Below are 26,082 nucleotides of genomic sequence, written 5' to 3'. Positions count from 1 at the left end.
CGAGCAGATCAGTCGAGCAGTACAATTCAATCCGCGAACGGGTCCTCTTCAGGCCCCAGGTTCAGTCCTAACGAGGTACCTTCACCAGCTTCGGACTCGGAATCGTTCGCCGGTTCACCATCATCTGGACCGGAATCGTTGTCATGGAGAGCGTCAGAGGAGTCGCTATCCTTGACTTCGAATTCCGCGTCGATGATGTCGTTCTGCGGCGGCGCGCCCTCGCCCGTTTCTGCAGCAACGTCCCGCGAGTATGCCTCCTGCATTTCCACGGAGAGGATGCCCCACCGGCCGAGCAGGCTTCGTATCACTGTCTTCAAGGCCATGGCCTCGTAGTCGCTGTCCCAAATCTTGCTGGTCTTTGAGAACCGCTGGCGGTGCGCTTCGATCTGGTCCCTGGTCCAGAAGACCGTCTTTGTGAAGCCATTCAGCAGTTCAAAGTACCCGGCGTAGCCTTCGACCTCGTCCGATTCCTTGCGGCGCGGGTCGTATACCAGTTCCTCCGTCAGCGGGTTCCAGGAGACCAGCTCGCCTTTGTAAATGGTCACTGCGTTGATGCGCCGGTACTGCCCGCTCCGAAGGGCCAATTGGATGTAGCCGCGATAGCCCAACTGAAACGTGGCCACCACTTGCCCGGACTTGTTGTCCCGGTACGGCACGATCCATGCGTATCCGAGATTGCGGTCAACCGGCAGGTTCAGCGTTGCCGCCACCATGCACGCCGAGATGATCGACATCGGCGTGCAGGCCTGCAGGTTCGGATCCGCGTTACAGAGGTTGATGATGCTACTCATGAACTGCGGAGCCCGATTCTTCAGAACCTCGTCGAACCGAGATTTGATGGCCGGGGTCCGCAGGTACTGCTTGATGACGGCGCTGAAACTGGTCGCGCCTCCGTTTCCGTTTTGCTCCGGGTTTTGCTGCTGGTTCTGCGCCCGTTGCGCGAGTTTGTCTCGTACGGCCGCCGTGTTCGCTTTCGCCACGTGAATACCCCCTCACGTCACGAAATGGTGAACCGCCGAGTCACGCTGGTCTTCAGGAACTGCTTGAACAGCTCCGGGTGAGCAGCCTGGAACGCCTTCGTATCGAACCGTTCCGTCCGAACTGCTTTCCAGGAAACCTTGTGGAGACCGTGGCGACCCACTTCCCTGTCTCCGAGATAGGCCTTCAGCTCGTTCGCTGCTCGCTGCTTGCGTTCCTCAGCCTCTTTGATATCCCCGCAGGCCTCGATGTACTGCTGAATCCAGAACTCCATGTCCTCTGGCAGCTGGACCTCGTCCGGGTTCGTCTTTTCCGGTGGATACAAGTAGTCCAGGACGTTCACGGACGAAATGGAGCCGTCTAACTCAGGCGGTGTCCGTGTCTCCACGCAGTGCCAGAAGTCCTTCTCGATCTGCACCAGGTAGTCGATGAGCTGGTCGTCGCGTTCGACCTCAACCTGGTGGTACTTCTGCCCACCGATCAGGACCGCGAAGAAGCCGAATTCCAGGCCAGTCACGGCGAGATAATGCTGAAGTTGAAGCATGTAATGGTCTGGGACTTTGTCGTCCTCCCAATCGCCGGAATGCCTCGCGCCTGTGCATTTGACCTCCAGTACACCCCAACCACGCCCCGGAATGTGCACCAGGCGGTCGATGTCGGCAATCATGAAGTCATGCTCTGGGTGCCGGAGCATGGCGTTCCTGCGGCGAACCAGGTATCCCGTGCGTTCCTTGAACTCCTTGGCGACAAGCGGTTCCTGGAGCGTTCCCCAATAGGCGGCCTCGCCAGCTTCCTCCGGCTCTGCAGCCCCGAGTTTTTCGAGATACAAGCTCGTCGGCGATTTCCACGGACTGATCCCGGCCACGGCTGCGGCATCCGAACCGCCGATACCCAACCGCCTCCATGCAAGCCACTCATCACGGGAGAGCCGCGAAGTATCGATTAGCACCAGCGCAGATGTATACCGATCCCTGCGCAGGCTCGCCTCGGCTCTCGCAATCGCCATCAGTAGTCCACCCCCAGGACCGCGCTGTAAACGTAGGAGTGTTGCCGCAGGTACGACACCAGACAATCCTCATCGCAGAAGACCTCGTCTTCGTACACCGTGACCTCCTGCCCCTCGTACAGCTCACCCTCGCAATAGCTGCAGCTACTGACGACATTCGGCTCGGGTACCCTGGTGATGTAGTCGTCGATCATCGCCCGAATCGCTGCGTCGCTTGGCATGGTTCTATGCCCCCCTTGTGTTCGTTCGGGGCCGCCGTTAGAATGGAACTGAGTTGATTGAGCCAATCCATTGGCGACCCCATTGAAGGTGGCACGTGGCAGCGTGCCATCTTTTCATTCCAGTCTCTCTGCCAGCCTTTCCGCCAACCAGCTTTCTACTTGGTGCCGGTCAAGTTCCCACCGGTCTCGGTCGAATCCCGCAACGAAGTCCCACTTGAATTCCTTGTGATACCGTTCGGCCGTTTCCGGATCCGTGACCGTGCAGAGGATGCTGTATGCGAGGTCCGCTGGACCCGAACCGCCATAGCCCCACTCCATCCCGGTTGGACTGTGCAGGACCTGATGTTTCAGCGGAACTTGCCGGCCTCCGATGACCTCGTTGATGATGAGACCTTGTTTCGTCCGCATCCCGACGTAGCCATTCACCAACCCGGTAAGGACCGCTCCGATGGTCTGATTGCTGTCCTCGTTACCGCGGGCCGATTCGGCCTGAACCTTGCTGTAGCACACCTTGCCGTATCCGATTTCCCGCCACCGCGGATTTCTCAGTGGCCTGTGGCACCGTCCGCAAGTCGTGTTCACGATGTCCATTCCCTCCTTCACCTCCCGATGCGACCGATGTACACGCCTCTTGTGTGTGCCCCCATCCGTCTGTTAGGATGGGGGCAAGACCCTATCCTTAACATCTCGGTTCGCTTCGGACAGCGTCCGAGATTTTTTCTTGGATGCGCTTGAAGTCTCCATAGAACATCAACAGATCGTCCATCACCATGCGGAGTCCGTTCCCCATGCCTGCCTTAAATCCAAGCTCGTATTCACCATCCGTAGAGGTCGAGCGTGGGCACCTGTCTGCCATCCTTTGTAGGGAAGACAGGAAAGCTCGAAACTGCTCGTCGAACGCCTGCATACGCAGAACCCCATCAGCCAAGGCACGGGACCGTTCTTTAATGGATACCTGCATCTTCTCCCTCCTTACGCGTAAAGGGTCTGCTTCAACTGCTCCACCACTGCCTCATACCGCAACACGCGCTCCCAACGTCGGGCATCCGCACCGAGCATGTCTGCGATATACCACCCGATGATGTCGCCGCTCTCGGTGACCTCCGCCCACTTCTGAAGCATCTGAATCGTGACGGGCCGCTGGTTGTGTTCGATCCGGGACACCTCCGTACGGTCGATGTGCAACATGCGTGCTACGTGGGCCTGATTTAATCCCTTCCGCTGACGGCAAATTCTCAGGAGCGTGCCCAGGTCCATCCGTTTACCTCCTCTCATAGACTGGCACGATGAACGCCCGAGCCGTCCCGGATGCGATTTCCTTCGACCACACCTTCTGCGCCGCTGCGAGTTGCTTTCGCGCCAACTGCACGCTTCCGCAGAAGCCCCACACCCCGGGTCTGGCCTCCGAACAGACGATAACTGCGTGGGTGTAATGCCGGTCGGTTCTTACAGTGGTGCGCGTAAACTCGACGCCGCCGACCTCTGCGACGAATGTGCGTTTTGGCACAGTGCGTACCCCGCTTTCAGCAGATGTTGAAGTCGTACACGTACTGGTGAAGGACACTCCGCGCGTCCGCCAGTTCCCGTTTCAACCGCGCGATCTCGCGTTCTGCGTTCAGCAAGGCCTGTGATTGTCGCGTCACCAATTCCTCCAGAGATTCGACTTCAGCGAGCAGACGTGGAACGTCATCCATGGATTCGATGATGGACGACTCCAGGTACCCGCACGTCGCGTTGTAGTAGCGCTCCCGAATCGCCTGCTTCTCCTCCGGCCGCACCCAATCACCTCCTTTCAATGGCGGCGATTTGCCACATAATCCGGGATTGTTTGTGAGACTTCCGAATTGTAGGCTGGTTCCGTGGTCAAGCCCTGGGAATCGCACCACGCTAGAAACCGCTCTCGAGGTACCCTGACGAGACGCCCAATGCGGATCACCGGGAAATCCGGCCGGTAGGCAAGCTCATAGGCCTTGGTACGGCCGATCCGCAGGTACCGTGCCACGTCACTTATGGTAAGGATTGGAGGAAGTTGCTCCGACATGCTATCAACCTCCTTGGACTGCGTAATGGTTCAGTTGTCAAGGTACCGCGAACACTTACGCCGTTTCGGTGTCTGTAGTACAATCAGGAACAAGGAGTTCCGAATGTGGCATTCCGAAGAGCTGTTCCAACTTCACCAACGTGTCGTAGCTGGGATTGCGGGTCCCCGCTTCGAAGTGCCGGTAGGCTCGTTCGGTAATGCCGAGACGCTTCGCGGTTTCCGCCTGCGTCCATCCATTCGCCTTGCGGGCTTGTTTCAGCTTGGTTCTCATCATCACCACCACCTTGCTTCTAGGTACCATAGGTACCTTACAACCCTCATACTAAGGTACTGCAGGTACCTTGTCAAGGGCTGAGGAGAAAATTTTGTGCTCGGAGAACGCCTTCGAACATTGCGTAAGTCTCGAAACCTCAAACGTGACGATGTGGCTTCGGCCATTGGCGTAACACCCAGGGTCATCACCTTTTACGAGACCGGCGATAAGAAACCGACTCTAGACACTGCCATCAAACTCGCCGATTTTTTCGACGTATCGCTGGACTACTTGGTTGGTCGCAGCGACGACCCAACGCCGCCGAATCGCAAGTGTACGGGCGGACACTGATCACGCAGTGCTGACCTGTGCCTTTTCGTCATCGTAGAAGCGGGTCCAGTCGAATCCAAGCACCCCCGCTATACGCTTTGCAGTCTCCACTCCGGGCCGACGCGTGCCAAGCTCGATATTGGTGTAATAGGAGCGCGATATCTTCACCAGGTCGGCCATTTCCTGCTGCGACAGCCCCATGTCGCGCCGACGTTTGCGCATTTCGGCACCAATACCGGACCGCATCATGACCACCCCCCTTTTATGTACTTTTAGTAACACCATCATTGTATGTTTCCAATTGTACATGGTCAATATCCATTGTGTACTTTTTGTCATGTTTCTTTCAGAAACATTATGTGTATAATAAGTGCATAAGAAGTTTGGGGGGACGGTACAGACATGCCTTTTGGAGAACGCCTGAAACGCCTCCGTGAGCAGCACGGCTGGACTCAGGAGGAACTGGCGCGGCAGTTACAGGTCACGAGAGATGCCGTTGCGGGTTACGAGTCGCGAGGGAAAATTCCACGTGCCGATAAGTTGATTACGCTGGCACGTCTGTTGGATACATCTCTCGACTACCTGTTTGGCCTGACGGATGACCCTACGCCGAAGCATGTACGTTCAGAAACAAAAAGTTGCACAATTGTTGAGGAAGTATCTATGATGAAAAGGAATACAGAACAAGATTTGGATACCGACAGCCGAGTCGAACGTCTTGCAGCACACCTGGAAGGTGAATATGGTGAGTACGACCCGGAAATGGCAAAGTTCCTGCACGGAGTGATTACCGAGGTGTTGCAAGACTACCAGGAATTTAAGAGGAAGCAACTACAGAAGAGGAACCCCGACTCGGCCCGTTGAGCGAGTGATTTTCGAGGTGGCGCCGGAGAAAGAAAGTGGAACGAAGGAATGATGCCGACGACTAATGGTGTGAGGGTGATGTAATTGGACTCGCTGATGTACATCGTCGAGCAGGAGAAGATATTTCTGTCGTTCAAGGACTTGTCGCCGTGCCCTCGTACCATTTATGGGTTCTATTTTTTCGATCCGTCGGAGCAGCAACCTCACATCGTATTGGACAGACAACTCAAGGAAGGATCGCCCCTGTATCGCTCCGTGCTCGCGGAGGAACTGGGGCACCACTTCACCGTTCCGCAGGGAACCCTACTTGTTCCATACACCTCCTATTCCCACAAACTCATCCTCAACAAGGATGAACGCAGGGCATTGCAATGGGCGTGCGATTACCTGGTTCCCATCAGCGAATTCGAGAAGGCGCTGGCAGCAGGTATAACTGACACCAACGACCTCGCGGAACACTTCAATGTAACCCCATGGTTAATACGCCGTAGACTGCAGTTCATGCGCGAAAAGCATGCGAGAATGCAGAAAACCTCAATGATCCGTAACATAGCGTTAATTTTCCTGGGCCCCGCAGTGTGTTTGACAATGATGTCGGATGTCTTGCAGGTGAACCCATTATCGCTGCTAGGTTAATTCATGCGGGAGGAGAGATTATGAAAGGGCACCTTAGAAAGCGCGGTTCCAAGTGGTGCTTTGTACTGGATGTTGGCAAGGACGAGAATGGCAAGCGAATACGCAAATGGTTCAGTGGCTACGCGACCAAACGTGAAGCGGAGAAGGCCATGGCCTCAAAAATTGTAGAGATAGAAAGTGGTGGATATGTGGTCGCTCCGAAGGAAACGGTTGGTACATACCTGAGACGCTGGCTTGATGATAAGCGACCACAAGTAGCGTACAACACATACCGAAAATACGAATGGTTGGTTTGCCATCATATCATCCCGAAACTGGGCCACATTGGCCTTCAAAAGCTGACGCCATCGCACCTTCAGAAATTCTACACGGATCTCCGTTCAGGGGAAGCTGCACTGTCGGCCCGTTCGACCCTTCATGCACATCGCATCATCCATGAGGCCCTGGACCGAGCCGTCAAGTGGGGATTGGTTTCACGTAACGTGGCTGATGCCGTTGAACCGCCCAGAGCCGACCGATACCAGGCTTCAGTCTGGACCGCGGAACAGGCAGCCTATTTCATTGAGCAGACGCGTACAACGGAGCCGCGTTGTTGGGCTGTGTTCGTACTGGCCATCACCACGGGAATGCGCAAGACGGAAATCCTAGGCCTTCAATGGACGGACGTGGATATGGAACGTGGATACATCAGTATCCAGCGAACCCTGGATTACGTGAAAAAGCAGCCTGTGGTCAAGGAATTAAAGACAGATCGAAGCCGACGATACGTCGCCCTACCGTCACTGGCGACAGAAGCCCTAGGCGCCCAACGTGCGCTACAAGCTCAGGACCGCCTCTTATTAGGACCAGACTACAAGGTCAGTGATTGGGTCTTCACGAATGAAATTGGGGAGCCTCTTTCTCCAAACACCGTAAACACTGCATGGTATCGGGCCCTACGGAGCGTAGACGTGCCCAGGATCCGATTTCACGACCTCAGGCATACCCATGCCAGTTTGCTTCTGAAACAAGGGGTGAATCCAAAAGTGGTATCAGAACGTCTCGGACATGCAACGGTGCAGATAACCCTCGACACATACAGCCACGTGTTACCCGGACTTCAGCGTGATGCCGCGGATCGCTTCGACGAACTTCTCCGGAAGCGAGCACCGAACTAAATTTCGCAACTCGAAGGGTTGCAAAAGGGTTGCAAAAGGGTTGCAATAGAGTTGCACTCCATAAATCAAGCGGCTCCCCGGAGGGCCGGGAAGCCGCGTCACAGCAGGCATTTTTGGCGGAGAGGGTGGGATTCGAACCCACGGTGCCCTTGCGGACACGGCGGTTTTCAAGACCGCTGCCTTAAACCACTCGACCACCTCTCCGCGTCTGGCCGCGCTGTATACAAAGGGGTGTCTCCGGCTGTGGTCACCGTCGAACCCCCTGCCTGCGCACGTTATGGAGCGGAAGACGGGATTCGAACCCGCGACCCTCGCCTTGGCAAGGCGATGCTCTACCCCTGAGCCACTTCCGCATAAAGTCAACCTGCTTCATTTACAGATCCGTATTGTACGGAATGCCGGATGTCTTGTCAACACGTCGTCTGATGGCCTGTGTCAGCGGGAACACAAAGACCTCACTCCTCCTACCGCGCTCAACGCGGCCGGTGTGTTGGATGGAGTGAGGTCTCTTGTATTTTGCCTTCCTGCTTTCTATCGGGGAAAAACCCTCACTGCGACTTTACACGCTCGGATCGCTTCCGGTTCCGTCGGCACCTGGCGGTGCTTGACATGCGGAACGCATGGTCGACCGCCTCATGGCTGAACCGCGTCCTGCACGCGGACTTTCTGACGGATCAAACCTGCTTCAAAGAACGTGTCTGCAATCTTCTGCTGCGCGGCGATGACCTGATCGGTGAGCGGATACACACCATAATCGCGCCTGTCCAGTGTGCGCTGCCAAGTCGCCACTGGAATCTTCGTCACGGCGGAGAGCTCCTGGGCCGCACTCTTCGTGTCGGCGTGAATCTCGTCGGTCACCTTTTGAAGATTGTCCAGCAGGATTTTTGTCACTTGAGGATACTGCTGCGCGTAGTCCCGCCTTCCCACGATGAAACTGTACTGTTTCGGAAGATCTTTCGCGTTCACCAAGATCCGGGCGCCTGCGTTCATCTCCGCGTCCGCCAGATACGGATCCCAGATTCCCCACGCGTCCACATTCCCTCGCTCAAATGCGCTGCGGGCGTCCGGCGGTTGAAGATTTACCGGTTGGATGTCACTGATCTTGAGTCCAGCCTTTTGAAGTGCGGTGAGCACCGTATAATGGGCGCTGGACCCTTGAGCGAAGGCCATTTTTTTCCCCTTCAAATCGGCAATGGAGTGAATCGGGGAGTTTTTAGGTACGACAATCGCCCGAGCCACCTCCGGTTCATAGGCCAAATACACAAACTGAGCTTGAGGTGACGCCTGAGCCAATGCAGCTGGAGCCCCTCCCGTCTCCCCGACGTCGATACTCCCGCTGTTGAGCGCCTCCAGAAGCGGCGGCCCGGACGTGAATTCATACCAACTGACCTTCACCCCGTAGGGAGCCAGTTGTTGCTCCAACGTGCCTTTCTCTTTCAAGAACAGTAAGAATGACGATTTCTGATAGCCCACTCGCAACTCTTTTGGCCATGACTGTCCTTGTGGATTGGAAGCCGTCGTACCATTATTCCCCGTACCGTTTCCCGACGCTCCACCCGCATTCGTGCTTCCGTTACCGCACCCGAGGACGAGGAAGAAGACAAAGGCAAACAGACCTAGCCAGCGCAAGAGATTCGGCAGGCGCAGGCGTCTCATGAACATGTCCCCTTTCACCAAATATTGGGATTCGATTCTTCAAGACCCGTCGGACTTACAAACTAAGCCCTCTGTTCCTCCGCTGTTCGTTGTGAGGAGGAGACTCATGGCGCTCTGGCACCGCGAACACCGTGACGTTTCCTGTCCTCTCCTCGCCGAGGACGCGGGACAAGATCTCGTCCACCAGTGCGGCAAAGGCGGGATCCCCGCGCTTGCGCGGCCGGGCAAGCGGGACGTCGACGTCCATGGAGATCACCCCGTCCTCAATCAAGACTACCCGGTCGGCCAGGGCGACAGCCTCTTCGACATCATGGGTAATCAGCAGTGCTGTGAACTGCTGCTCCTGCCAAATCCCTTCAATCAATCGCTGCATCTCAATCCTGGTGAGCGCGTCCAATGCCCCGAGAGGTTCATCCAGCAACAGAAGACGGGGTTCACTGGCGAGAGCCCTGGCCAAGGCGACCCGCTGCCTTTGTCCTCCTGAGAGAACCCCGGGCCAGTCTCTTTCCCTGCCAACCAGCCCGACCTGGGCGAGGGCTTGTTCCGCTCTTGACCGCCATTTCCCCTGCAACCCAATCCCGACATTGTCGATCACCCTTTTCCACGGCAATAGCCGGGCGTCTTGGAACACAATGCGGGTTTCCGGGTTCAAGCCGCGAACAGGCCTCCCATTGATGAACAGTTCGCCGGCCGTGGGAACTTCCAGTCCGGCAATCAGCCGCAACAACGTACTCTTGCCGCAGCCGCTTCGTCCAATCACCACGAGGAACTCGCCAGGCGAAACCTTCAAGTCCACCCCGCGCAGAACACGTTGACTGCCGAAATCCTTACGCAGTCCGTGAATTTCCAGATGTGCACCTCGATCGTCGTTCCTCGTCGCGGACACACGCATCCCACCACCCCCCTTTTCAACCTACACATTCTGGTAATTCGGATGCCACTGAAGGCTGAGCCTTTCCAGCCAACGCGCGATGACATCCGCCAACTTTCCAAGCAAGGCGTACAGGAGAATGCTCAACACCACCACATCGGTCTGCATGAATTCGCGTGCATTCATGGCCATGTAGCCAATCCCGGAATCCGACGCAATCGTTTCCGCCACAATCAAGGACAACCACATAATTCCCAGTGCGAATCGAATACCGACCAAGATGGAAGGCAGCGCGCCGGGTAGGATCACCGTCCAAAACAATGACCATGAACGGAGACCGTACACCCGACCCATTTCAATCAACCCCGCGTCCACAGAGCGCAGGCCATGCAAGGTATTGACGTATACCGGAAACAAGACGCCAAGGGCGACCAGGAAGACCTTCGCTTCCTCGCCGATCCCGAACCACAGAATCACCAGCGGGATCATGGCCAGGTGGGGAATGTTCCGGATCATCTGCACCGACGTATCGAAGAATTTTTCCGCCAACAGGGACATTCCGTTCAGCAATCCCAGCATGAACCCGACGGATCCCCCGATCAGCAGTCCCATCACCGCCCGCCGAAAACTGATGAGGATGTTTTGGATCAATTCTCCGGTCTGTGTCAAATGCCACGCCGCTTTCAGGACATCCGTTGGCGCCGGCAGGATCTTGCTGGACAACACACCGACATCCGACAGGATTTGCCAAGCCCCAATGGCAAGGATCGGCAACAGCCACGGAAGACCTCGGTTGAAGAAGCTATGGGCCGCTCTGGGTACTTTCATGCGGATGACCTCCTTGTACGAACATCGCGCTGCGAGCAGCCACGACCGTCCACCCAGACAAACAAAAATGGAGGCACCTCGTTCGGGCAGATGGCCCTTAAGCGCCTCCAGTGGTCTGGTCGACAAATTTGGGTATTCGAATGTCCTTACTAAGGTTTTTATCACACGTTGTTTCCTGTCGTCAACTCTCCACCTGGTATTCCCCCGGCATGCACGACCGGTCGCCACATCATGCGCACCGTCTGCGGTGATGCGACTGCGATGCGACTTTGCCGGCGCGATCGCACAGATGCGCACAACGGCGAACGACACACACAACGGCAAACCGGCGCACGTGAGGCGCAGAAGACAGATCGAGGGGCTGTCGAAAGGACAGCCCCTCTCCAAGAACCCGCGTGCTGAGTGGATGTCTGTTGGTGAGCCATCCCGGACTCGAACCGGGGACACCCTGATTAAAAGTCAGGTGCTCTACCGACTGAGCTAATGGCTCGCGTGTCCGGTGTGTGGTCCAGACCAGTGACAACATCCGAGACTATACCACACAACCGGACGTTTGACAAGGCCAGTTTGCTTGCGGCTCTGTCCTCAGTATTCCCCGTCCACGTTGGATTCCGACATGATCCACGGCCCTGAAGATCCGCGCGACGGAAGGCCTCCGGCCACAGTGTTTAGCGGAACGTCGCCAGAATGGCGTCGTAGTCCTCCTGGCGAAGCGTCCAATCCCGACTGACGATGGCGTCGTCCGGATACCCCGGCAGGCTCTCTTCGAAGCTCGGTCGGTCCGGATCTTCATAGATGAGGCCAGTCACCAGGTTGTTCGCTTCCGCCACGCGGCGTAGGGCGGCGACGCGATCATGCGGATCGTAATCCGGGTCTTGGTCCAGGTCCACCAAATGTGCTTTGTAAAAGTCATACGTATTGACCTTGTTGAACGTGACGCAGGGGCTGAACACGTTCACAAACGAAAACCCTTTGTGCTGAATGGCCTTCTCAATCAGGTTCACGAGCTGCTTGACGTTCCCGGAAAACCCTTGGGCGACGAAGCCGCAGTTCTGCGCCAACGCGAGCTGCAAGGGCAAGATGGGCTGCTCCACCGTCCCCTGCGGGGACGTCTTGGTCTTCGATCCCACGTCGCTCGTCGGGGACGCCTGCCCCGTCGTCAGCCCGTAAATGTGGTTGTCCATCACGATGTACGTGATGTCCACGTTGCGCCGCATGGCATGGATGAAATGCCCCATGCCGATGCCGAAGCCGTCACCGTCGCCGCCCGCGGCGAACACCACCAGGTCCTTGTTCGCAAGTTTGACCGCCTGAGCGGTCGGGATGGATCGCCCGTGCAGGGAGTGCAGGCCGTACCCGCCGAAGTGCTGCGACATCTTCCCTGAGCACCCGATGCCGGAGACCACCACCACCTGCTCCGGCTCGAGGCCGAGGTTGACGCACGCCTTCTGCATGGCATTCAGCACGCCGAAGTCCCCGCACCCGGGACACCAGGTGGCGCGTTCCGTCTGATAATCGAGCATGGTGGCCATCAGTTCAACACCCCCATCGGGAAGGTCTGGTATGCGGTATGGACGATCTCCTTGAGCGACATGGGATCCCCGTCATACTTGAGGCAACTCTGCAGCACGTCGTGATAGCCCGCCTGCTCGCGGATGAGCCGCTTCAGTTGGCCTGTGGCGTTCTGCTCCGTGACGAGCGCCAAGCGCACGCCGTCCATGGCGTCGTGGAAGGCGTCCGCAGGGAACGGCCACACCCGCGAGAAGTGGATGTGCTTCACCGGCAATCCCTGCGACTCCAAGACCTCGCGCGCTTCCTCGAGCACGCCGTACGTGCTCCCGAAGCCAATGAGCGCGTACGGCGCGTCCTGGCGGCCGTCCACGGTGACGCCGCTCTCATGCCGGAAACCTTCCAGCTTCCGTTGGCGCTTTCGCATCTGCGTCACACGCGTCTCCTGATCTTCAACCTCCAGACCGACGCCGTTGTGCTCGTTCCCGAGGGCGACGTAACGCGCGTTTTTCTGCCCCGGCAGGGCCCTCGGCGAGATACCGTCCGGTACCGACGCGTCGTACCGCTGGTACGCGAACCGGCCGAGTTTCGCCAGCTCCTCGTCGGAGATCAGCTTGCCGCGATCCTGGCGTACCCGGTGCACAGGGAAACCGTCGACGGACTGGAACGACATACCCATGTACAGGTCGGTCATGACGATGACCGGGCACTGGTACCGGTCCGCCAGGTTGAACGCTTCTGCGGTGTACAGGAAGCACTCCTCCACCGTCCGAGGGGTCAGCACGATCCGCGGGATTTCGCCGTGCGTCCCGTTGACCGCCTCGCTGAGGTCACTCTGCTCCGTCTTGGTCGGCAGGCCGGTGGAAGGGCCGCTGCGCTGCACGTCCACAATGACGACCGGCGTCTCCGACATCCCTGCCAGGCCCAACGCTTCCATCATGAGAGAGAAGCCGGGGCCCGAGGTGGAGGTCATCCCGCGCACGCCGGCGAAGTTGGCGCCGATGGCCATGTTGATGGCCGCGATCTCGTCCTCCGCCTGCACTACCACGCCGCCGTACTTGGGGAACTGCTCCAGGACCCAGTACATGATCTCCGTCGCCGGCGTGATGGGATAGGCCGCGAGGAACCGGCAGCCGCCGGCCAGCGCGCCGAAGGCGGTGGCCTGGTTGCCCGATGCGAACAGGTGATCTACGTCCCGCAGGTCAGGCTTATCGGGCAGCGGGAAATGCACATGGTAGTGTTCTTGGAAATACGCATAGCCGCGCAAGAGGGCTTCCATATTGCTCTCGACGACCGCCTGGCCCTTCTTGCCGAACTTGTCCTGGACCACCGGGCGGAACTCCTCCGGATCCAGTTTGCTGATGGCAGCGCTTACACCGATGGCGACCATGTTCTTCATGATGGCGTTCCCGGCCTGCTTGGCGATCTCGGTGAGCGGCACGCCGAACAGGTTGACATCGCGATGGCTCGGTTTCACCGCCTCGAAAGCGCTTGCATCATAGATGACGATCCCGCCGTCAACCATTTCATTCCAATTGAAGTCGATGGTCGTCTGATCAAACGCGACCAACACGTGCAAATCGTCTCCGTGATGGCGGAGTTGCCGGTTGGACGCGCGGATCTTGTAGTTCGTGTGCCCTCCTTTAATCAGCGACATGAAGTGGCGGTACGTGAACACGTAGTACCCCATCCGGTGCAGCGCGATGGCGTAAATCTCGCCCGTGCTGTCGATGCCTTCTCCCTGTTTCCCGCCGACCTTCCAACCCACGTCTTGGATCATCGCGATACCTCCCTCTCCCTCACCGTTGGCACCGGCTGTATACCTGCGGGCGCGGACCGGCAAACTAACGCCATGCTGAATCGACGGAGACCTGGTGGTGTGCCAGGAGCGATGGTGTACCTGGCCGCCGCTACGGCCGCCTGGATCCAACTGAACCCGGGCGGCGCAGGAAGCGCCAAAATTCTTACCTGTATATTACCACAGTTTGAACACCATGCATATAACAGTTTTCCGGATTCGCGGGACGATTCCGCCCAATTCAGTCTGGGAAGCGGTGAATGCGGCAGGAGGGTCGTGAACACCCAGTATCACAGCCACGCCATTCATACCGTTACAGACCGCGCGCCCGTGCATTCTCGGCCACATCTACGGCCCCTGAGGCGAACCGAGGCGGTCGTCGCGGCATTTCAGGAGGTTCAGAAGTCTCCGGGCCGCATGATGCGCCGGCCCCTGGGGGAGTTCACCTTGACGGCATATGCGGTCAGCGAGCGCTCGACGGGGAAGCGTCCGTCCTCACCCGACTACGGGATCACCTTCAGCGGCACGCGGGCGCAGGTCGGTCGCACCGTCGCGGTCGATCCGCACGTCATCCCCATCGGCACCCCATTATATATTGAAGGCATTGGGATCCGGCTGGCCGAGGACATCGGCGGCGCCATCAAAGGCCGGCACATCGACGTCCTCGTGCCCAGCGACGACATCGCGTTCCGCTTCGGCGTCAAACGCCACGTCGCGGTGTACGCGCTCAGTCCTGCGGAGGCCTCGCGTCCTTGATGCCGAGATACTGCCGAAGGGCCGCGACGTACTCATTGAACAGCGGACCGAATTGAACGGCTGCCTCCATGACCTCGTCCGGTTGCAAGTCCACATACCCGTGGACCAATCGCTCCCGCAGACGGAGCATCGGTTCAAACCGTTGGAACCAATCCCGGGAGACAACCCCCTCCTCCATCAGCACGCGCACAATGTCCACGTATCCGCCCGGATCGCGCATGACGAGGGCGTCAATCACCAGGTTGGCCGCGTCCGTCACGCACTCCACGGCCACGTGAAGGGCCCGCTCCGCCGCCCACACGCGGCCAGGGTCATCCGACCCGGAAGACGTGGTCAGGCCTGCCAACCAGCGGGATCGCATCTCGATGGCCTGCAGATACCGATCCACCTGCGTCCGTAAAGAATCCGTGATGAACAATCCGCATCCCACCCATTCGGAAGGAATTTCAGACAAACGATTTCACACAGTGTCGAAAAAGTTTTCACATCCTCCAACGTACAGTATAATGGTCGCTGGTGGGTGTACAAAGGTTCCTGATACAGCCCGCAACCCCTCGCGCTCCACGGGGTTGGTCTGTCAGCGAGATGGGCAGAGCTTGAACAGAGGAGTGAAAGAACAATCATGCTGGAGCAACTTTCGTGGAAAGTTGGCGGTCAACAAGGGGAGGGCGTCGAAAGCACCGGCGAAACATTCGCAGTCGCGCTCAACCGCCAAGGCTACTACGTCTATTCCTTTCGGCACTTCTCCTCCCGCATCAAGGGCGGACATTCCAACGACAAGGTGCGGGTCAGCCTGAAGCAGTACCGGGCCATCACGGATCACACGGATGTGCTGTTGGCATTCGATCAGGAATCCATCGACCTCAATGTCGGAGAAGTGCGCGAAGGCGGCATCGTGATCGCCGATGAGAAGTTCAACCCGAAGGCGCCGGATCACGTTCGCCTTTTTGTTGTGCCGTTAACCAAGATTGCCGAAGAGTGCGGGTCGGCCATCATGAAAAACATGGTGTCTCTCGGCGCCTCGGCGTGCGTGCTGGGCCTGCCCATCAACATTTTCGCGGAAGTCGTAGAGGAACGGTTCCGGCGCAAGGGCCAGAAGATTGTGGACCAGAATATGCTCGCGATTCAGCGCGGCTTCGAGTATGTCAAGGAACTCGGAGGGGCGTTGCCGGAGTTTGCGCTCAAGCCGGCGGATGGCACGCGCCGCCTGTTCATGATGGGCAACGATGCCATCGCCCTGGGTGCCGTGGCTGCGGGCGCCCGCGTGATGCCGGCCTACCCCATCACTCCGGCGTCCGACGTCATGGAATCGCTGATCCGCAAGTTCCCGAAAGTGGGCGGCGTGGTCGTCCAGACGGAGGATGAAATCGCCGCCATCAATATGGCCATCGGTGCGGCCTACGGCGGTGCCCGGGCCATGACCGCCACGTCCGGCCCGGGATTGTCGCTGATGATGGAAGCCATCGGCCTCGCGGGGATGACGGAGACTCCGGTGGTCATCGTCGACACCCAGCGTGGCGGCCCGTCCACCGGCCTGCCGACGAAGCAGGAACAATCCGACCTGTTGGCCGCCTTGTTCGGCACGCACGGCGAGATCCCGAAGATTGTGCTGAATCCGGCGACGACAGAGGAATGCTTCTACATGATGGGTGACGCGTTCAACCTGGCGGAGAAGTACCAGTGCCCGGTCATTGTGATGACCGATTTGCAGCTGTCGTTGAGCAAGCAGACGACAGAGCCACTCGACCTCAGCAAGGTGCAGATTGACCGCGGCTACTTGGCGAGCGAAGCGGATCTCCTGCCCGCCCCCCAGACGGAAGAGTTCAAGCGATACAAAGTGACCGAGAGCGGCATCTCGCCGCGCGTGTTCCCGGGCACGAAGGGCGGCATCCACAAAGTCACGGGCGTCGAACACCTGGAGAGCGGCCGCCCGAACGAAACGTCGCGCAACCGCAAAATCCAGATGGAGAAACGCATGCGCAAGCTTCGCGGCGTGGAGATTCCGAACAGTGTGGTGCGCACCGGTGATGCGGATGCGGATGTGGTGATCATCGGCATCGGCTCCAACGTGGGCGCCATCGCGGAGGCCGCCGAACGGCTGCGATCCGAAGGTCTGAAGGTCGGTCACGCGCACGTACACGCCATCCTGCCTTTCCCGAAGCATCAACTGGAGGCGGCCATCGGCTCGGCGAAGAAAGTGCTGGTCGTGGAAAACAACGCGACCGGTCAACTCCGCCACCTGATGTCGTTCTTCGGCGTCCAACACGAGTCTGTCGACAGCCTGCTGAAGTACGACGGCGGGCCGTTCCTGCCGAGTGAAATCTATCAACACGTCAAGGGGATGTTCTGAGTCATGGCGACGGTAAAAGATTTCCGTAACGACGTCCGGCCGAACTGGTGTCCCGGATGCGGGGATTTCGCGGTGCAGGCGTCCATCCAACGAGCGTTGGCCGCCATGGGCAAGGAGCCGCATGAGGTGGCCATCGTCTCCGGCATCGGGTGCTCGGGCCGCATTTCGGGATATATCAACACATACGGCTTCCACGGAGTCCACGGTCGCGCATTGCCGGCCGCGCAAGGGCTCAAGCTCGCCAACCGTAACCTCACCGTCATCGCGGCGGGCGGCGACGGCGACGGGTTCGGCATCGGCCTCAACCACTTCATGCACGCGGTACGCCGGAATATGGACATTACGTACATCGTCATGGACAACCAGATCTACGGTCTGACCAAGGGCCAGCACTCCCCGACCAGCGCCAAAGGCTTCACAGCCAAGACGACGCCGGAAGGCAACATCGAACACGCCTTGGTGCCGTCCCAAATTGCTCTGGCCGCGGGCATTGGCTTTTTGGCGCAGGGCTTCTCCAGCGATGTGAACCAATTGGTGTCTCTGATCCAGCAAGCCGTGGAGTACAAAGGTTTCGCGCTCATCAACGTGTTCAGCCCGTGCGTGACGTACAACAAGATCAACACATACGACTTCTTCCGGGAACACATCACCAACCTGGACCAGGTGGAAGGATACGATCCGACGGATCGCGCGATGGCGATGAAGACCGTGATAGAGACGGGCGGCCTGTGCACCGGACTGATCTACAAGGACGAGTCGCGCGTGGCCTACGAGGACCAGATTCCCGGGTATCGCGAGACGCCGATACTGGAGGCCGACCTGCGCCTCGATCCCGCGGTGTTCGACAGCTTCGTGAAAGAATTCGCTTGAGCGCCACGCGTTCTGTCCCTGGAGGGCCGCTTCCCCGCTCCGGCGGGGTGGAACCGACAGATAAGGCCGTCCCCTGTGAGCCGGGGGGCGGCCTTCTTTCCTCTTGGCAGTCCCTTCTTGGCAATCCCTCTTGGCCGTCGATTTGAAACCCATCAGCCGTCATGCGATTGCAGAATGCGCTGCAGGATGGGATAAACCGTCCTGTAGACCTCGTCTTTCAGGACGAAGCTGACGCCGGATGCCGTTTGCAGCCGCTCCGGCGGCGGGAGCCCCGGCCGGCACGCCACATCCAGGATCTCGCTGTCCGGCGGCCGGGCGTGCCAGTCGTCGACGATGCCGACGTAGACCCATTTGTACGACGCCGTATCGGGAACCCAGTACTCCGCGATCCACGACAGATCACGCAGCGTGGCCCCGGTTTCCTCCCACACTTCGCGGCGTGCGGCCGCCTCCGGAGTCTCCCCGGGTTCCAGCTTGCCGCCGGGGACCTCCCATCCGCGGACCGGATGGCAAACCCACAGCATGCGGCCGCACAACACCGGAAACACCAGGACCGCCCGCGGCGGATGCCGCCGCAAAGGGTCTAAGTTCAGGGCTGTCGCCTGCTGCATGGCATATCCTCCTCCGCCAGGCGGCCTGTGCTACAATGATTCCGAGGCCTTTGTTGTCTTCATTTTGAATCCCGGCAAGGAGTGAACCGAGACATGCCTCCATCCCCGCCCTGGTGGTACAGCGTGCCTGTTCCGAACGGATGTACGCTGCGCCGAAAACAGGTGTTTGAATACACCACCCCGGAACAGACGTACCGGGTGGAGTTGTTCGAGAACCCCGACGGCACGTGCTATGCCATCGGCGTTCCCGAAGACAGCGAACGCCTCATTGTCTACGGATCCAACGTGGTGGATTCCCCTGAACTCGCCTTGCGCATCCTCATCGACAAAATCCGGCGGGAGAGCGGAATCTTTCACGCCTCCGCCGGCACGGAGCAAGATGCCGCCGCTTCGGATTCCGAATCCGAAACGACGGGGTCCGAAGGCCCAGACGCCGATGACCTGTGCACCCGCTGAGGCGGAGCGGGCGGGTCCCACACCGCCCGCCCCGCCTCAGCCGCCCGGCCTCACCACCACTTCCCGAACACCGCACCGACCACGGCGCCGAGGATGGCGCCGACGACCACCTCGCGCGGTTCATGGCCGAGGATTTCCTTCAGGCGCTCTCCTTCGCGCACCGTGCTCGCGGCCTGGACGGCGATCCCCGACTCCGCCAATTCCATCGCCAATCGATTCAACAAGACCGCATGCTCGCCGGCGTGGCGCCGGATACCGCCGGCATCATACATGACGATCACGGCGAACACGACGGCCGTTGCAAACACCGGTGATTCCGGGCCCACGACATACGCCAGGGCCACCGTCAACGCCGCTGCCCCGGCCGCATGGGAACTCGGCATGCCGCCGGCGTCAATCACCTTGTGCAGGTCCCACTCCCGGTACAACAAGTAATGCAGCGGAATTTTGGCCAGCTGGCCGACGCAGATGGCGGTCACCGCCGCCATCAGGGGGGCATTTTTCCACAAGCCAAGCAAGAACTGCACCAGGTCCGTCTGCATTTCCACAGTTCCTCCCAGCATGAGCGCCGTCAGCACGACACCTCTCGTTTCAGGCGTTCCTGTCCATGTCCATGGTACCACAAACGTCAGCGAAGGCAGGAGTGGCCTGCACGAAACGGGTTCTCACCCCATAGATTGTGGAGGATACGAGAAAGGGGAATCTGCCATGGTGAAGGTGCAACCGGTCTGGATTGGCGATCACGCCGCCGTGGCGATTGAGGTGAACCTGCCCAAGACCAATCTGCTCGCAATCACCGCCGGGCACGGCTACGTCATGTGCGGCGCGCTCGACATTCAACTGCTGCGCGAACGCCTCGCGGACAGAGGGATTGTGGCCGCCCGGGCCGTCGGCGTGCGAAACCTCGACGAACTCGCGGACGGCACCGTGGAATCCTGCACGCAGGCCGCCGAAAACCTGGGCATCCGGCCAGGCATGTCCGTTCGCGACGCGCTGCTCCGGATGCTGGACGCGCCTTGACGTCCCCGTCCCGGCCGAGGCGGGGACTCAACGGCTGCGCAGTTGATCCAGACGAATGGCGCGCTTGTGCACGGTGTGCGCCCATTTCCGGTTGGACTTGGTGAAATACGCCTGCAACACCACCGGCCCCCACGTCCACAGGAAGAAGGGCAGGATGATGAGCCCCACGTAGGCGCGCCAGTTCACCCGTTCCAGGAACAACGCCAACGGCATCTGCAGATACAGCACCACGTTGACGACCACCCAGAAGCTGGTCGGCAACAGCGACGTGACGTGAGACATCCACGTGGTCTGCGGCGTCGAGATCTGCAGCAGCATCATCAACGACGTCAAAAACAGGATGAGGAACCGCATCGGCTGGAACAGGTAGATGCCCGCGTCCAGTTTGGCCAGATTGCGTTCGGCGAATCCGGCCTTGATGAGCGGGATCATGTGCCGCCCAGCACAGTGGAAGTGCCCCTGCATCCAGCGCAGCCGCTGGCGCATGGACGCCATCAAGGTCGTCGGCTTTTCGTCGTACACCTTGGCGTCGTGCGCCCAGATTGGATAAATGCCGCGTTCGACGCAGCGCACCCCGAACTCCAGGTCCTCTGTGAGGCCCGTGGCTCCCCAGCCCATCTCGCGCAACAGCGCCATGTCGATACACAGCCCGGTCCCCCCGAGGGAACAGGACAACCCCAGGTTCTGCCGGGCATTCTGCCACATCCGGTTGCTGTACCAATACGAGATCGCCATCGACACGCTGACCCAGGTGTCGAACGGATTCTTGACCCCCAGATACCCCTGAATCACCTTGTGCCCGTCGCACAGGCGGTCGTTCATGATGCGCAGGAAATCTGGCGCGACCAGATTGTCCGCATCGAACATCACGATGGCGTCGTACCGGACGCCGGATTTCCACAACCGCTCCAACATCCACTCGATGGCGTATCCTTTGCCGCGCTTGTCTTCGCTGTTGCGGACGTGGACCGCCGCGCCGTGCTTGAGCGCGACCTCGCGCGTGTGATCGGTGCAATTGTCGGCGATCACGTGGACGTCGTACAGGTCACGCGGGTATTCCTGCGCCATCAGGCTGTCGACCAACGGCCCGATGACCTGCTCCTCGTTGTGCGCCGGAATGATGACGGCGAATCGCTTTTGCGGCGGATGGCGCAACGGCTTTCGCCGGTACCACACCCCGAACAGGGACAACACGATCTGATACACGCCGATTGCACCGGTGAACAACTGCATGGCGGCGTACAGCGTATTCAAAAAGACACTGAACAGGGACATTCAACATCCCCTCTCGTGATTCCGTCATGGTGGGCTCCACGGCGTTGCCGGTCCAGATCGCGCCAACCCACGAATCCCATTGTAGGACTGCCGCTCCATCTGTCAACGGGAATTGTGGCGAAGCCTGACACGGGGCCCGCTTCCATTCACATTTTTTCATGGATCCTGTACGATGGACGTGACGCACGAGTGCCTGGGTGCCTGTTTGTGAAGGAGGACGACCGATTGGCGGAACACTTGAGCCTTTGGGTGTCTCAGTACGGTATTGTGGCCATCTTCGTCTTGATGACACTGGAAAGCGCATGTATCCCCATTCCAAGCGAGGCCGTGGTGCCGTACGCCGGGTACCTGGCGTACAATCACCAGTTGTCCTTTGCGGCAGCCGTCATCGCCGCCACCGTTGCCAACGTGGCCGGCGGCTTGATTGCCTACTGGATCGGCTGGCGCGGCGGCCGTCCGCTCATCCTCCGGTACGGACGCTACATTCTGCTCAGCCCGCGTCACCTGGACAGCGCCGAACGATGGTTTGACCGGTACGGGGAGTGGACGGTGTTCTTCGGCCGCCTGCTGCCCGGCCTCAGGACGTTCATCTCCCTGCCCGCTGGCATCGGCAAGATGAGCCTGCCTCGCTTTGTCGTCTACTCCGCCCTCGGTTCCCTCCCTTGGAACTTCGCCCTCGCCTGGGGTGGATTCCAACTTGGTAAGCATTGGGAAGCCGTCGGGACATACCTAAAGCCCCTTACAGTGTTCGGAGTCGCGGTATTGGTTCTGGCCGTCCTGTGGTTCTGGTTCGGGCCAAAAAATGCCCGGCGCGCCGGCTGACCTCACTTGGCGCGCCCGTACACCAGGGACCGAACCCGCTCCACCACCGGTCCGTCGCCTTCCAACATCTCCTTTGGCAAGAACAGCCGGTATTCCGAGTCGGGGATGAGCGACCGCACGATGCGCGATTCGCGGCTGAGCTCGCTCACCGTCCCGTCCGCTTTCAGGATGGGGATCCCCTCGCCCCGGTACACATAGGCCGCGATGGCGGAAGAACGGCCGCACACGTAGTAGTCCGGGTGGAATCCAAGCGCCCGGGCGGCCGTCCGCAACGCGGCCCACTCCCCGCTGTCCGGCTCCACCCTTTCGACAGCCGCAAACAGTTTGCGGTTCAAAAACCGCCGCGACAGATCCGAGAGTACCGGGTCTGGTCCTTTCGTCCAGCGCCGAAATGCGTACAGGAGCGTCGACTCGTCCATCTCCAAGTAATCGGCCACAGACACGCCCTGGCTCTCTCCAAACAGCGCGGCGAGCGGCTCGGGCATCTCCAAACCGGCGCCCTGGTTCCACAGCTCCCCCGCCCGGCGCAGGATCTGGCCGACCAACACATCACTGCCGATGGTCACCGGGTGCAGATAGACCTGCGTGTACATGAAATAGCGTGCGAGGATGTACTGTTCGACGGTATGGATCGCGTTCGCCTTGAGCACCACCTGCCCGTCGGCCAGGGTGAGGGAACGGACCAACCGTGCCAACTCGAATCGGCCGTACGACACCCCGGTGTGCAGTGCGTCCCGGAGCAGGTAGTCCATTCGATCCACGTCCAGCTGGCTGGTGATCAGCTGCTGAATCACGGAATCCGACTGCTTCTGCAACAGCGCCACGAGATCGTCTGCAAAGTTCGAATCGACCTCGTCGAGCAGGCCTCGAATCTCTTCGTCCTCAAGCAGAATCCGGCGCGTCCACTGCTCGTGATGTACATCGTACACGCTCTCAAACGTGTGCGAGAACGGCCCGTGCCCCACGTCGTGCAACAACGCCGCCGCCAACGCCAACTTTTTATCCCGCTCATCCCTGGGCCAACCGCACTCCTGCTCCAGGTGGCGCAACACCCGCCGCATCGTCTCATACGCCCCGAGGGAGTGCGTGAACCGGCTGTGTTCCGCGCCGTGAAACGTCAGATAGGACGTGCCCAGTTGGTGAATCCGGCGCAGCCGCTGAACCGCCGCGGTGTTGATCAAGCGCCAGATCCAGGGATCCTCCACCAATACCTCGTCGTGGACCGGGTCTTTGAGCACCTTGTGCGTCCACACCCTGCTTGTCCCCCTTGCGTGGAGACAGAAAAAGCCTACGGGGTCTCCCCCGGTAGGCTTTACCGTCCGGCTTTACTCACACGAACCCGGCTGCCCGGCATGCGTCGGCGTGCGGAAGCTCGACCCGCAGCCGCATGTGGTGGACGCATTGGGGTTGAGGATGCGAAATCCCTGCCCGGTGATGTCGTCCACGTAATCCACCTCAGATCCGTCGATCAATGCCAGCGTGTCCGGGTCCACCACCACCAACACACCCTTGATCTCGTACTGATGGTCGGAATCCTTCGGCGCGTCGAGCGCCATACCGTAGCTGAATCCAGAACAGCCACCCGGCTTTACATAGAGGCGAAGCGCCCGCTCATCCTCGCCGCGCCCTTCTATCATCTCGCGCAGTTTGGCGGCGGCGCTGTCGGTCAGCGTCACCATCGGGTCTCCCCTCCTTTCCGATTCCATTATACTCCTAAACGCCACGTTCAGGACCCTGCGCTCCGTTTCCGTTGCCCCCGCTGCCCGCCTCACCGCCAGACGCACCGCTCGCCAGTGCCCGTACGACATCGAGCACCGCCCTGGCGTGGCCTTCGACCTTCACCTTTGGAAAGACGTACGCCACCGTTCCGTCGGGTGCCAGCACAAATGTCGTCCGCTCAATCCCGATGCTGGTCTTCCCGAACATGGATTTCTCCTTCAAAACACCAAACGCCGCACACATCGCCCCGTCGACATCTGCCAACAGCGGCATGTTCAAGTCATTCTTTGCGGCGAACTTCCTGTGTGACTCGACCGAATCCCGTGACACGCCGTACACGACGGCGCCGGCTTCCGCGAACTCCGCCATGTGATCGCGGAAGTCCCTCGCCTCGTTCGTTCACCCTGGGGTGCTATCCTTTGGATAGAAGAACAGCACAGCGATCTTGCCCGCGAGGTCCGCTTTGGTCACGACGTCTCCTGTGTTCGACGGTACAGCGAAATCCGGCGCGGCTTGTCCCACCTCAAGCGGCATCCTCATCCCTCCTGTCGGCCATCCCGCCGCCGGTCTCAGGCCGCGGCCCAGCGACGCCTTACGCCCGCACCACCTTGATGGTGCGAATCTCCGGGTCGTCCGGCCCTTGCACCGGCAGTCCGGCACGCAGGTTTTCTTCAATATAATCCAAATTATCCCGGGACACCACCTCACCCGGCAAGAGGATGGGGATTCCCGGGGGATACACCATGATCATCTCGGCGATGGTCCGGCCGACGGACTCGTGGAACGGAACCACCTCGGTCTTCGCGTAGAACGCGTCCCGCGGCGACATCCTCAATTCCGGCATCGACGGCACCTTGACCTGGACCGGCCGTTTCCCAATCCGGTCGCGATACGCGGCGGAGATGTGCGCCAGCGCGTCCACCAAGCGCAGGATGTCCTCCCGCTCATCCCCCCAAGAGATGACGCACAATACGTTGTACAGGTCGCTCAACTCGACTTCGATATTGAACTCCTCCCGCAGCATGACCTCCACATCGTATCCACGCAGCCCCAGGTCTTTGACAGAGATGATCAGCTTGGTCGGATCGAGAGCATAGGTCGCGCTGCTGCGCAGGATCTCCCGGCCCGGACAGTACAGCCCCGGGATTTGGTTGACCAGGCGGCGCGCTTCGTTCGCCAGCGCGATGGCTTTTTCCATCCGCTCCCGGCCGTATAGCGCCAATTCCTTACGAGCCGCGTCCAGGGAAGCGAGCAACAGATACGACGTAGAGGTCGTGGTGAGCATGCTCAATACCACCTGGACGTGGCGCGGGTCCACGAGCCCCCGACGGACGTTGAGGACGCTGGATTGGGTCATCGATCCGCCGAGTTTGTGTACGCTCGTCGCCGCCATGTCGGCACCCGCCTGCATGGCCGATACAGGCAGGTCCTCGTGAAAGGCCGTGTGAATTCCGTGCGCCTCGTCGACCAGGACCGGAACGTCGTACCGGTGTGCGATCTCCACGATTCGCCTCAGATCCGCGGCGATGCCGAAGTACGTCGGGTTGATGACCACCAGCGCCTTTGCATCGGGGTTTTGGAACAGCGCTTGCTCCACGGTCTCCACGGACAATCCGTGCATGATGCCGAGTTCCGTATCCACCTCGGGATGCAAGAACACGGGACGGGCACCGGAGAGCATGATGGCCGCCAGCACGGACTTGTGCACGTTGCGTGGCACGAGGATCTTCTCATCGGGCCCAACCGTGGCGAGCACCATGGCCATGATGGCTGTGCTCGTCCCCTGCACGGAGAAGAATGTCTCGTCCGCCCCGAACGCTTCCGCAGCCAACGCCTGGGCCTCTTTGATGATGCCTGTCGGATTGTGCAGGTCGTCCAGCGGCGCGATGTTGATCAGATCGATGGACAGCGCGTTCTGGCCGATGAACGCCTGAAACGCCGAGTGCATGCCGCGCCCGCGTTTGTGCGAAGGGATGTGAAATTGAATCGGATTGCGCTTGGCGTGCGCCAACAGGGCGCTGAACAGCGGTGTGTCGTGTTGGTTCAACCCGCTCG

At 59.6% G+C, this 26,082-nt stretch carries 34 protein-coding genes and 3 tRNA genes; 10 read left to right on the top strand and 27 right to left on the bottom strand.

The annotated features are described in order from the left end of the window. Positions 1-26: 26 nt before the first annotated feature. From BM357_RS02165 to BM357_RS02125, 10 genes are all read right to left on the bottom strand, one after another. Positions 27-980 carry a recombinase RecT gene (locus BM357_RS02165; RefSeq protein WP_074949069.1) on the bottom strand — a complete coding sequence of 318 codons (954 nt, stop codon included), beginning with the start codon at positions 978-980 and terminating at the stop codon, positions 27-29. A gap of 17 nt (positions 981-997) precedes the next feature. Further along, on the bottom strand, positions 998-1,984 hold the full coding sequence (locus BM357_RS02160) for a YqaJ viral recombinase family nuclease (RefSeq protein WP_074949066.1): 987 nt from the start codon (positions 1,982-1,984) through the stop codon (positions 998-1,000). Then, a complete protein-coding gene (locus BM357_RS02155) occupies positions 1,984-2,205 on the bottom strand; it encodes a hypothetical protein (protein WP_074949064.1) in 222 nt (73 codons plus the stop codon). Before BM357_RS02155 ends, BM357_RS02160 begins: the two co-directional genes overlap by 1 nt. A gap of 114 nt (positions 2,206-2,319) precedes the next feature. Continuing rightward, entirely contained in the window at positions 2,320-2,787 is a 468-nt protein-coding gene (locus BM357_RS02150; protein WP_139234514.1) for a DUF6166 domain-containing protein, read from the bottom strand. Positions 2,788-2,884: 97 nt separating this feature from the next. Then, positions 2,885-3,166, bottom strand: coding sequence for a hypothetical protein (locus BM357_RS02145; protein WP_074949060.1), 282 nt, complete (start codon positions 3,164-3,166; stop codon positions 2,885-2,887). A gap of 11 nt (positions 3,167-3,177) precedes the next feature. Beyond that, a complete protein-coding gene (locus BM357_RS02140; RefSeq protein ID WP_175511408.1) occupies positions 3,178-3,462 on the bottom strand; it encodes a helix-turn-helix domain-containing protein in 285 nt (94 codons plus the stop codon). 4 nt (positions 3,463-3,466) lie between these two features. Beyond that, complete coding sequence (locus BM357_RS19160; protein ID WP_139234513.1) at positions 3,467-3,712, bottom strand: hypothetical protein; 246 nt, start codon at positions 3,710-3,712, stop codon at positions 3,467-3,469. A gap of 16 nt (positions 3,713-3,728) precedes the next feature. Further along, a complete protein-coding gene (locus BM357_RS02135) occupies positions 3,729-3,983 on the bottom strand; it encodes a hypothetical protein (protein ID WP_074949057.1) in 255 nt (84 codons plus the stop codon). A gap of 14 nt (positions 3,984-3,997) precedes the next feature. Further along, the gene (locus BM357_RS02130) at positions 3,998-4,246 is read right to left on the bottom strand and encodes a helix-turn-helix transcriptional regulator (RefSeq protein WP_074949055.1); all 249 of its coding nucleotides are present in this window, start codon (positions 4,244-4,246) and stop codon (positions 3,998-4,000) included. Between the two features lie 55 nt (positions 4,247-4,301). Beyond that, positions 4,302-4,517 (bottom strand): helix-turn-helix transcriptional regulator, encoded by a 216-nt coding sequence (locus BM357_RS02125; protein WP_074949297.1) that lies wholly within the window; start codon positions 4,515-4,517, stop codon positions 4,302-4,304. Between the two features lie 96 nt (positions 4,518-4,613). Here BM357_RS02125 and BM357_RS02120 point away from each other — a divergent pair, with 96 nt between their 5' ends. Further along, the gene (locus BM357_RS02120) at positions 4,614-4,850 is read left to right on the top strand and encodes a helix-turn-helix domain-containing protein (RefSeq protein WP_074949053.1); all 237 of its coding nucleotides are present in this window, start codon (positions 4,614-4,616) and stop codon (positions 4,848-4,850) included. Here BM357_RS02120 and BM357_RS02115 read toward each other — a convergent pair whose 3' ends face one another. Beyond that, positions 4,851-5,078: a helix-turn-helix transcriptional regulator gene (locus tag BM357_RS02115; protein ID WP_245783798.1), complete on the bottom strand. Its 228-nt coding sequence runs from the start codon at positions 5,076-5,078 to the stop codon at positions 4,851-4,853. It abuts the gene before it with no gap. A gap of 153 nt (positions 5,079-5,231) precedes the next feature. Here BM357_RS02115 and BM357_RS02110 point away from each other — a divergent pair, with 153 nt between their 5' ends. From BM357_RS02110 to BM357_RS02100, 3 genes are all read left to right on the top strand, one after another. Continuing rightward, positions 5,232-5,693 (top strand): helix-turn-helix domain-containing protein, encoded by a 462-nt coding sequence (locus BM357_RS02110; protein WP_074949051.1) that lies wholly within the window; start codon positions 5,232-5,234, stop codon positions 5,691-5,693. An 84-nt stretch (positions 5,694-5,777) separates the two neighbouring features. Next, positions 5,778-6,329, top strand: a complete 552-nt coding sequence (locus tag BM357_RS02105; RefSeq protein ID WP_074949050.1) for an ImmA/IrrE family metallo-endopeptidase — start codon at positions 5,778-5,780, stop codon at positions 6,327-6,329. A 20-nt stretch (positions 6,330-6,349) separates the two neighbouring features. Beyond that, on the top strand, positions 6,350-7,486 hold the full coding sequence (locus tag BM357_RS02100) for a site-specific integrase (RefSeq protein WP_074949048.1): 1,137 nt from the start codon (positions 6,350-6,352) through the stop codon (positions 7,484-7,486). A 114-nt stretch (positions 7,487-7,600) separates the two neighbouring features. Here BM357_RS02100 and BM357_RS02095 read toward each other — a convergent pair. The 8 genes from BM357_RS02095 to BM357_RS02060 form a co-directional block, all read right to left on the bottom strand. Next, positions 7,601-7,690 (bottom strand) — tRNA-Ser (locus tag BM357_RS02095). Between the two features lie 74 nt (positions 7,691-7,764). Beyond that, positions 7,765-7,839, bottom strand: a tRNA-Gly gene (locus BM357_RS02090). A gap of 280 nt (positions 7,840-8,119) precedes the next feature. Further along, complete coding sequence (locus BM357_RS02085; protein ID WP_083430101.1) at positions 8,120-9,142, bottom strand: aliphatic sulfonate ABC transporter substrate-binding protein; 1,023 nt, start codon at positions 9,140-9,142, stop codon at positions 8,120-8,122. A 55-nt stretch (positions 9,143-9,197) separates the two neighbouring features. After that, positions 9,198-10,034: an ATP-binding cassette domain-containing protein gene (locus BM357_RS02080; RefSeq protein ID WP_074949044.1), complete on the bottom strand. Its 837-nt coding sequence runs from the start codon at positions 10,032-10,034 to the stop codon at positions 9,198-9,200. Between the two features lie 21 nt (positions 10,035-10,055). Then, the gene (gene ssuC / locus BM357_RS02075; protein WP_074949042.1) at positions 10,056-10,841 is read right to left on the bottom strand and encodes an aliphatic sulfonate ABC transporter permease SsuC; all 786 of its coding nucleotides are present in this window, start codon (positions 10,839-10,841) and stop codon (positions 10,056-10,058) included. A gap of 414 nt (positions 10,842-11,255) precedes the next feature. Beyond that, positions 11,256-11,331: transfer RNA gene (locus tag BM357_RS02070), tRNA-Lys, on the bottom strand. Between the two features lie 178 nt (positions 11,332-11,509). After that, complete coding sequence (locus BM357_RS02065; protein ID WP_074949040.1) at positions 11,510-12,373, bottom strand: 2-oxoacid:ferredoxin oxidoreductase subunit beta; 864 nt, start codon at positions 12,371-12,373, stop codon at positions 11,510-11,512. Next, the gene (locus BM357_RS02060) at positions 12,373-14,130 is read right to left on the bottom strand and encodes a 2-oxoacid:acceptor oxidoreductase subunit alpha (RefSeq protein WP_074949037.1); all 1,758 of its coding nucleotides are present in this window, start codon (positions 14,128-14,130) and stop codon (positions 12,373-12,375) included. The genes BM357_RS02065 and BM357_RS02060 overlap by 1 nt, the downstream gene beginning before the upstream one ends. Before the next feature lie 465 nt (positions 14,131-14,595). Between BM357_RS02060 and BM357_RS20145 the strand changes: the two genes are divergently transcribed. Next, a complete protein-coding gene (locus tag BM357_RS20145; protein WP_425426487.1) occupies positions 14,596-14,904 on the top strand; it encodes a 3D domain-containing protein in 309 nt (102 codons plus the stop codon). Here the strand turns inward: BM357_RS20145 and BM357_RS02050 are convergent. Beyond that, the gene (locus tag BM357_RS02050) at positions 14,876-15,322 is read right to left on the bottom strand and encodes a DUF86 domain-containing protein (protein ID WP_074949033.1); all 447 of its coding nucleotides are present in this window, start codon (positions 15,320-15,322) and stop codon (positions 14,876-14,878) included. The genes BM357_RS20145 and BM357_RS02050 overlap by 29 nt on opposite strands. Before the next feature lie 204 nt (positions 15,323-15,526). Here BM357_RS02050 and BM357_RS02045 point away from each other — a divergent pair, with 204 nt between their 5' ends. Both BM357_RS02045 and BM357_RS02040 read left to right on the top strand, forming a co-directional pair. Continuing rightward, entirely contained in the window at positions 15,527-17,254 is a 1,728-nt protein-coding gene (locus tag BM357_RS02045; RefSeq protein WP_074949030.1) for a 2-oxoacid:acceptor oxidoreductase subunit alpha, read from the top strand. 3 nt (positions 17,255-17,257) lie between these two features. Continuing rightward, entirely contained in the window at positions 17,258-18,124 is an 867-nt protein-coding gene (locus BM357_RS02040) for a 2-oxoacid:ferredoxin oxidoreductase subunit beta (protein WP_074949028.1), read from the top strand. A gap of 152 nt (positions 18,125-18,276) precedes the next feature. Here BM357_RS02040 and BM357_RS02035 read toward each other — a convergent pair whose 3' ends face one another. Further along, on the bottom strand, positions 18,277-18,735 hold the full coding sequence (locus BM357_RS02035; protein WP_074949025.1) for an NUDIX domain-containing protein: 459 nt from the start codon (positions 18,733-18,735) through the stop codon (positions 18,277-18,279). Between the two features lie 93 nt (positions 18,736-18,828). On the opposite strand from BM357_RS02035, the gene BM357_RS02030 reads away from it, so the two are divergent. Then, positions 18,829-19,191, top strand: coding sequence for a hypothetical protein (locus BM357_RS02030; RefSeq protein ID WP_074949023.1), 363 nt, complete (start codon positions 18,829-18,831; stop codon positions 19,189-19,191). A 50-nt stretch (positions 19,192-19,241) separates the two neighbouring features. On the opposite strand, the gene BM357_RS02025 is transcribed toward BM357_RS02030, so the two are convergent. Beyond that, positions 19,242-19,733: a divergent PAP2 family protein gene (locus BM357_RS02025; protein ID WP_029423273.1), complete on the bottom strand. Its 492-nt coding sequence runs from the start codon at positions 19,731-19,733 to the stop codon at positions 19,242-19,244. A 166-nt stretch (positions 19,734-19,899) separates the two neighbouring features. On the opposite strand from BM357_RS02025, the gene BM357_RS02020 reads away from it, so the two are divergent. Then, the gene (locus BM357_RS02020) at positions 19,900-20,211 is read left to right on the top strand and encodes a YunC family protein (protein WP_074949021.1); all 312 of its coding nucleotides are present in this window, start codon (positions 19,900-19,902) and stop codon (positions 20,209-20,211) included. Between the two features lie 27 nt (positions 20,212-20,238). Here the strand turns inward: BM357_RS02020 and BM357_RS02015 are convergent, their stop codons facing one another. After that, on the bottom strand, positions 20,239-21,486 hold the full coding sequence (locus BM357_RS02015) for a glycosyltransferase family 2 protein (protein WP_074949019.1): 1,248 nt from the start codon (positions 21,484-21,486) through the stop codon (positions 20,239-20,241). 225 nt (positions 21,487-21,711) lie between these two features. Here BM357_RS02015 and BM357_RS02010 point away from each other — a divergent pair, with 225 nt between their 5' ends. After that, complete coding sequence (locus tag BM357_RS02010) at positions 21,712-22,308, top strand: DedA family protein (protein ID WP_245783797.1); 597 nt, start codon at positions 21,712-21,714, stop codon at positions 22,306-22,308. 2 nt (positions 22,309-22,310) lie between these two features. Here the strand turns inward: BM357_RS02010 and BM357_RS02005 are convergent, their stop codons facing one another. From BM357_RS02005 to BM357_RS01985, 4 genes are all read right to left on the bottom strand, one after another. Further along, complete coding sequence (locus BM357_RS02005; RefSeq protein WP_074949018.1) at positions 22,311-23,561, bottom strand: HD domain-containing protein; 1,251 nt, start codon at positions 23,559-23,561, stop codon at positions 22,311-22,313. Between the two features lie 72 nt (positions 23,562-23,633). Further along, positions 23,634-23,987, bottom strand: coding sequence for a HesB/IscA family protein (locus tag BM357_RS02000; RefSeq protein ID WP_029423268.1), 354 nt, complete (start codon positions 23,985-23,987; stop codon positions 23,634-23,636). A gap of 34 nt (positions 23,988-24,021) precedes the next feature. Continuing rightward, complete coding sequence (locus BM357_RS01995) at positions 24,022-24,561, bottom strand: redoxin domain-containing protein (RefSeq protein WP_083430082.1); 540 nt, start codon at positions 24,559-24,561, stop codon at positions 24,022-24,024. Positions 24,562-24,619: 58 nt separating this feature from the next. After that, positions 24,620-26,074, bottom strand: coding sequence for an aminotransferase class I/II-fold pyridoxal phosphate-dependent enzyme (locus BM357_RS01985; protein WP_074949015.1), 1,455 nt, complete (start codon positions 26,072-26,074; stop codon positions 24,620-24,622). Positions 26,075-26,082: the final 8 nt, after the last annotated feature.

Origin of the sequence: Paenalicyclobacillus macrosporangiidus (assembly GCF_900116805.1) — a bacterium.
Lineage (GTDB): Bacteria > Bacillota > Bacilli > Alicyclobacillales > Alicyclobacillaceae > Alicyclobacillus_H > Alicyclobacillus_H macrosporangiidus.
The sequence above is the reverse complement of the archived record's forward strand: the minus strand, read 5'-3'. Positions and strand labels throughout refer to the sequence as shown.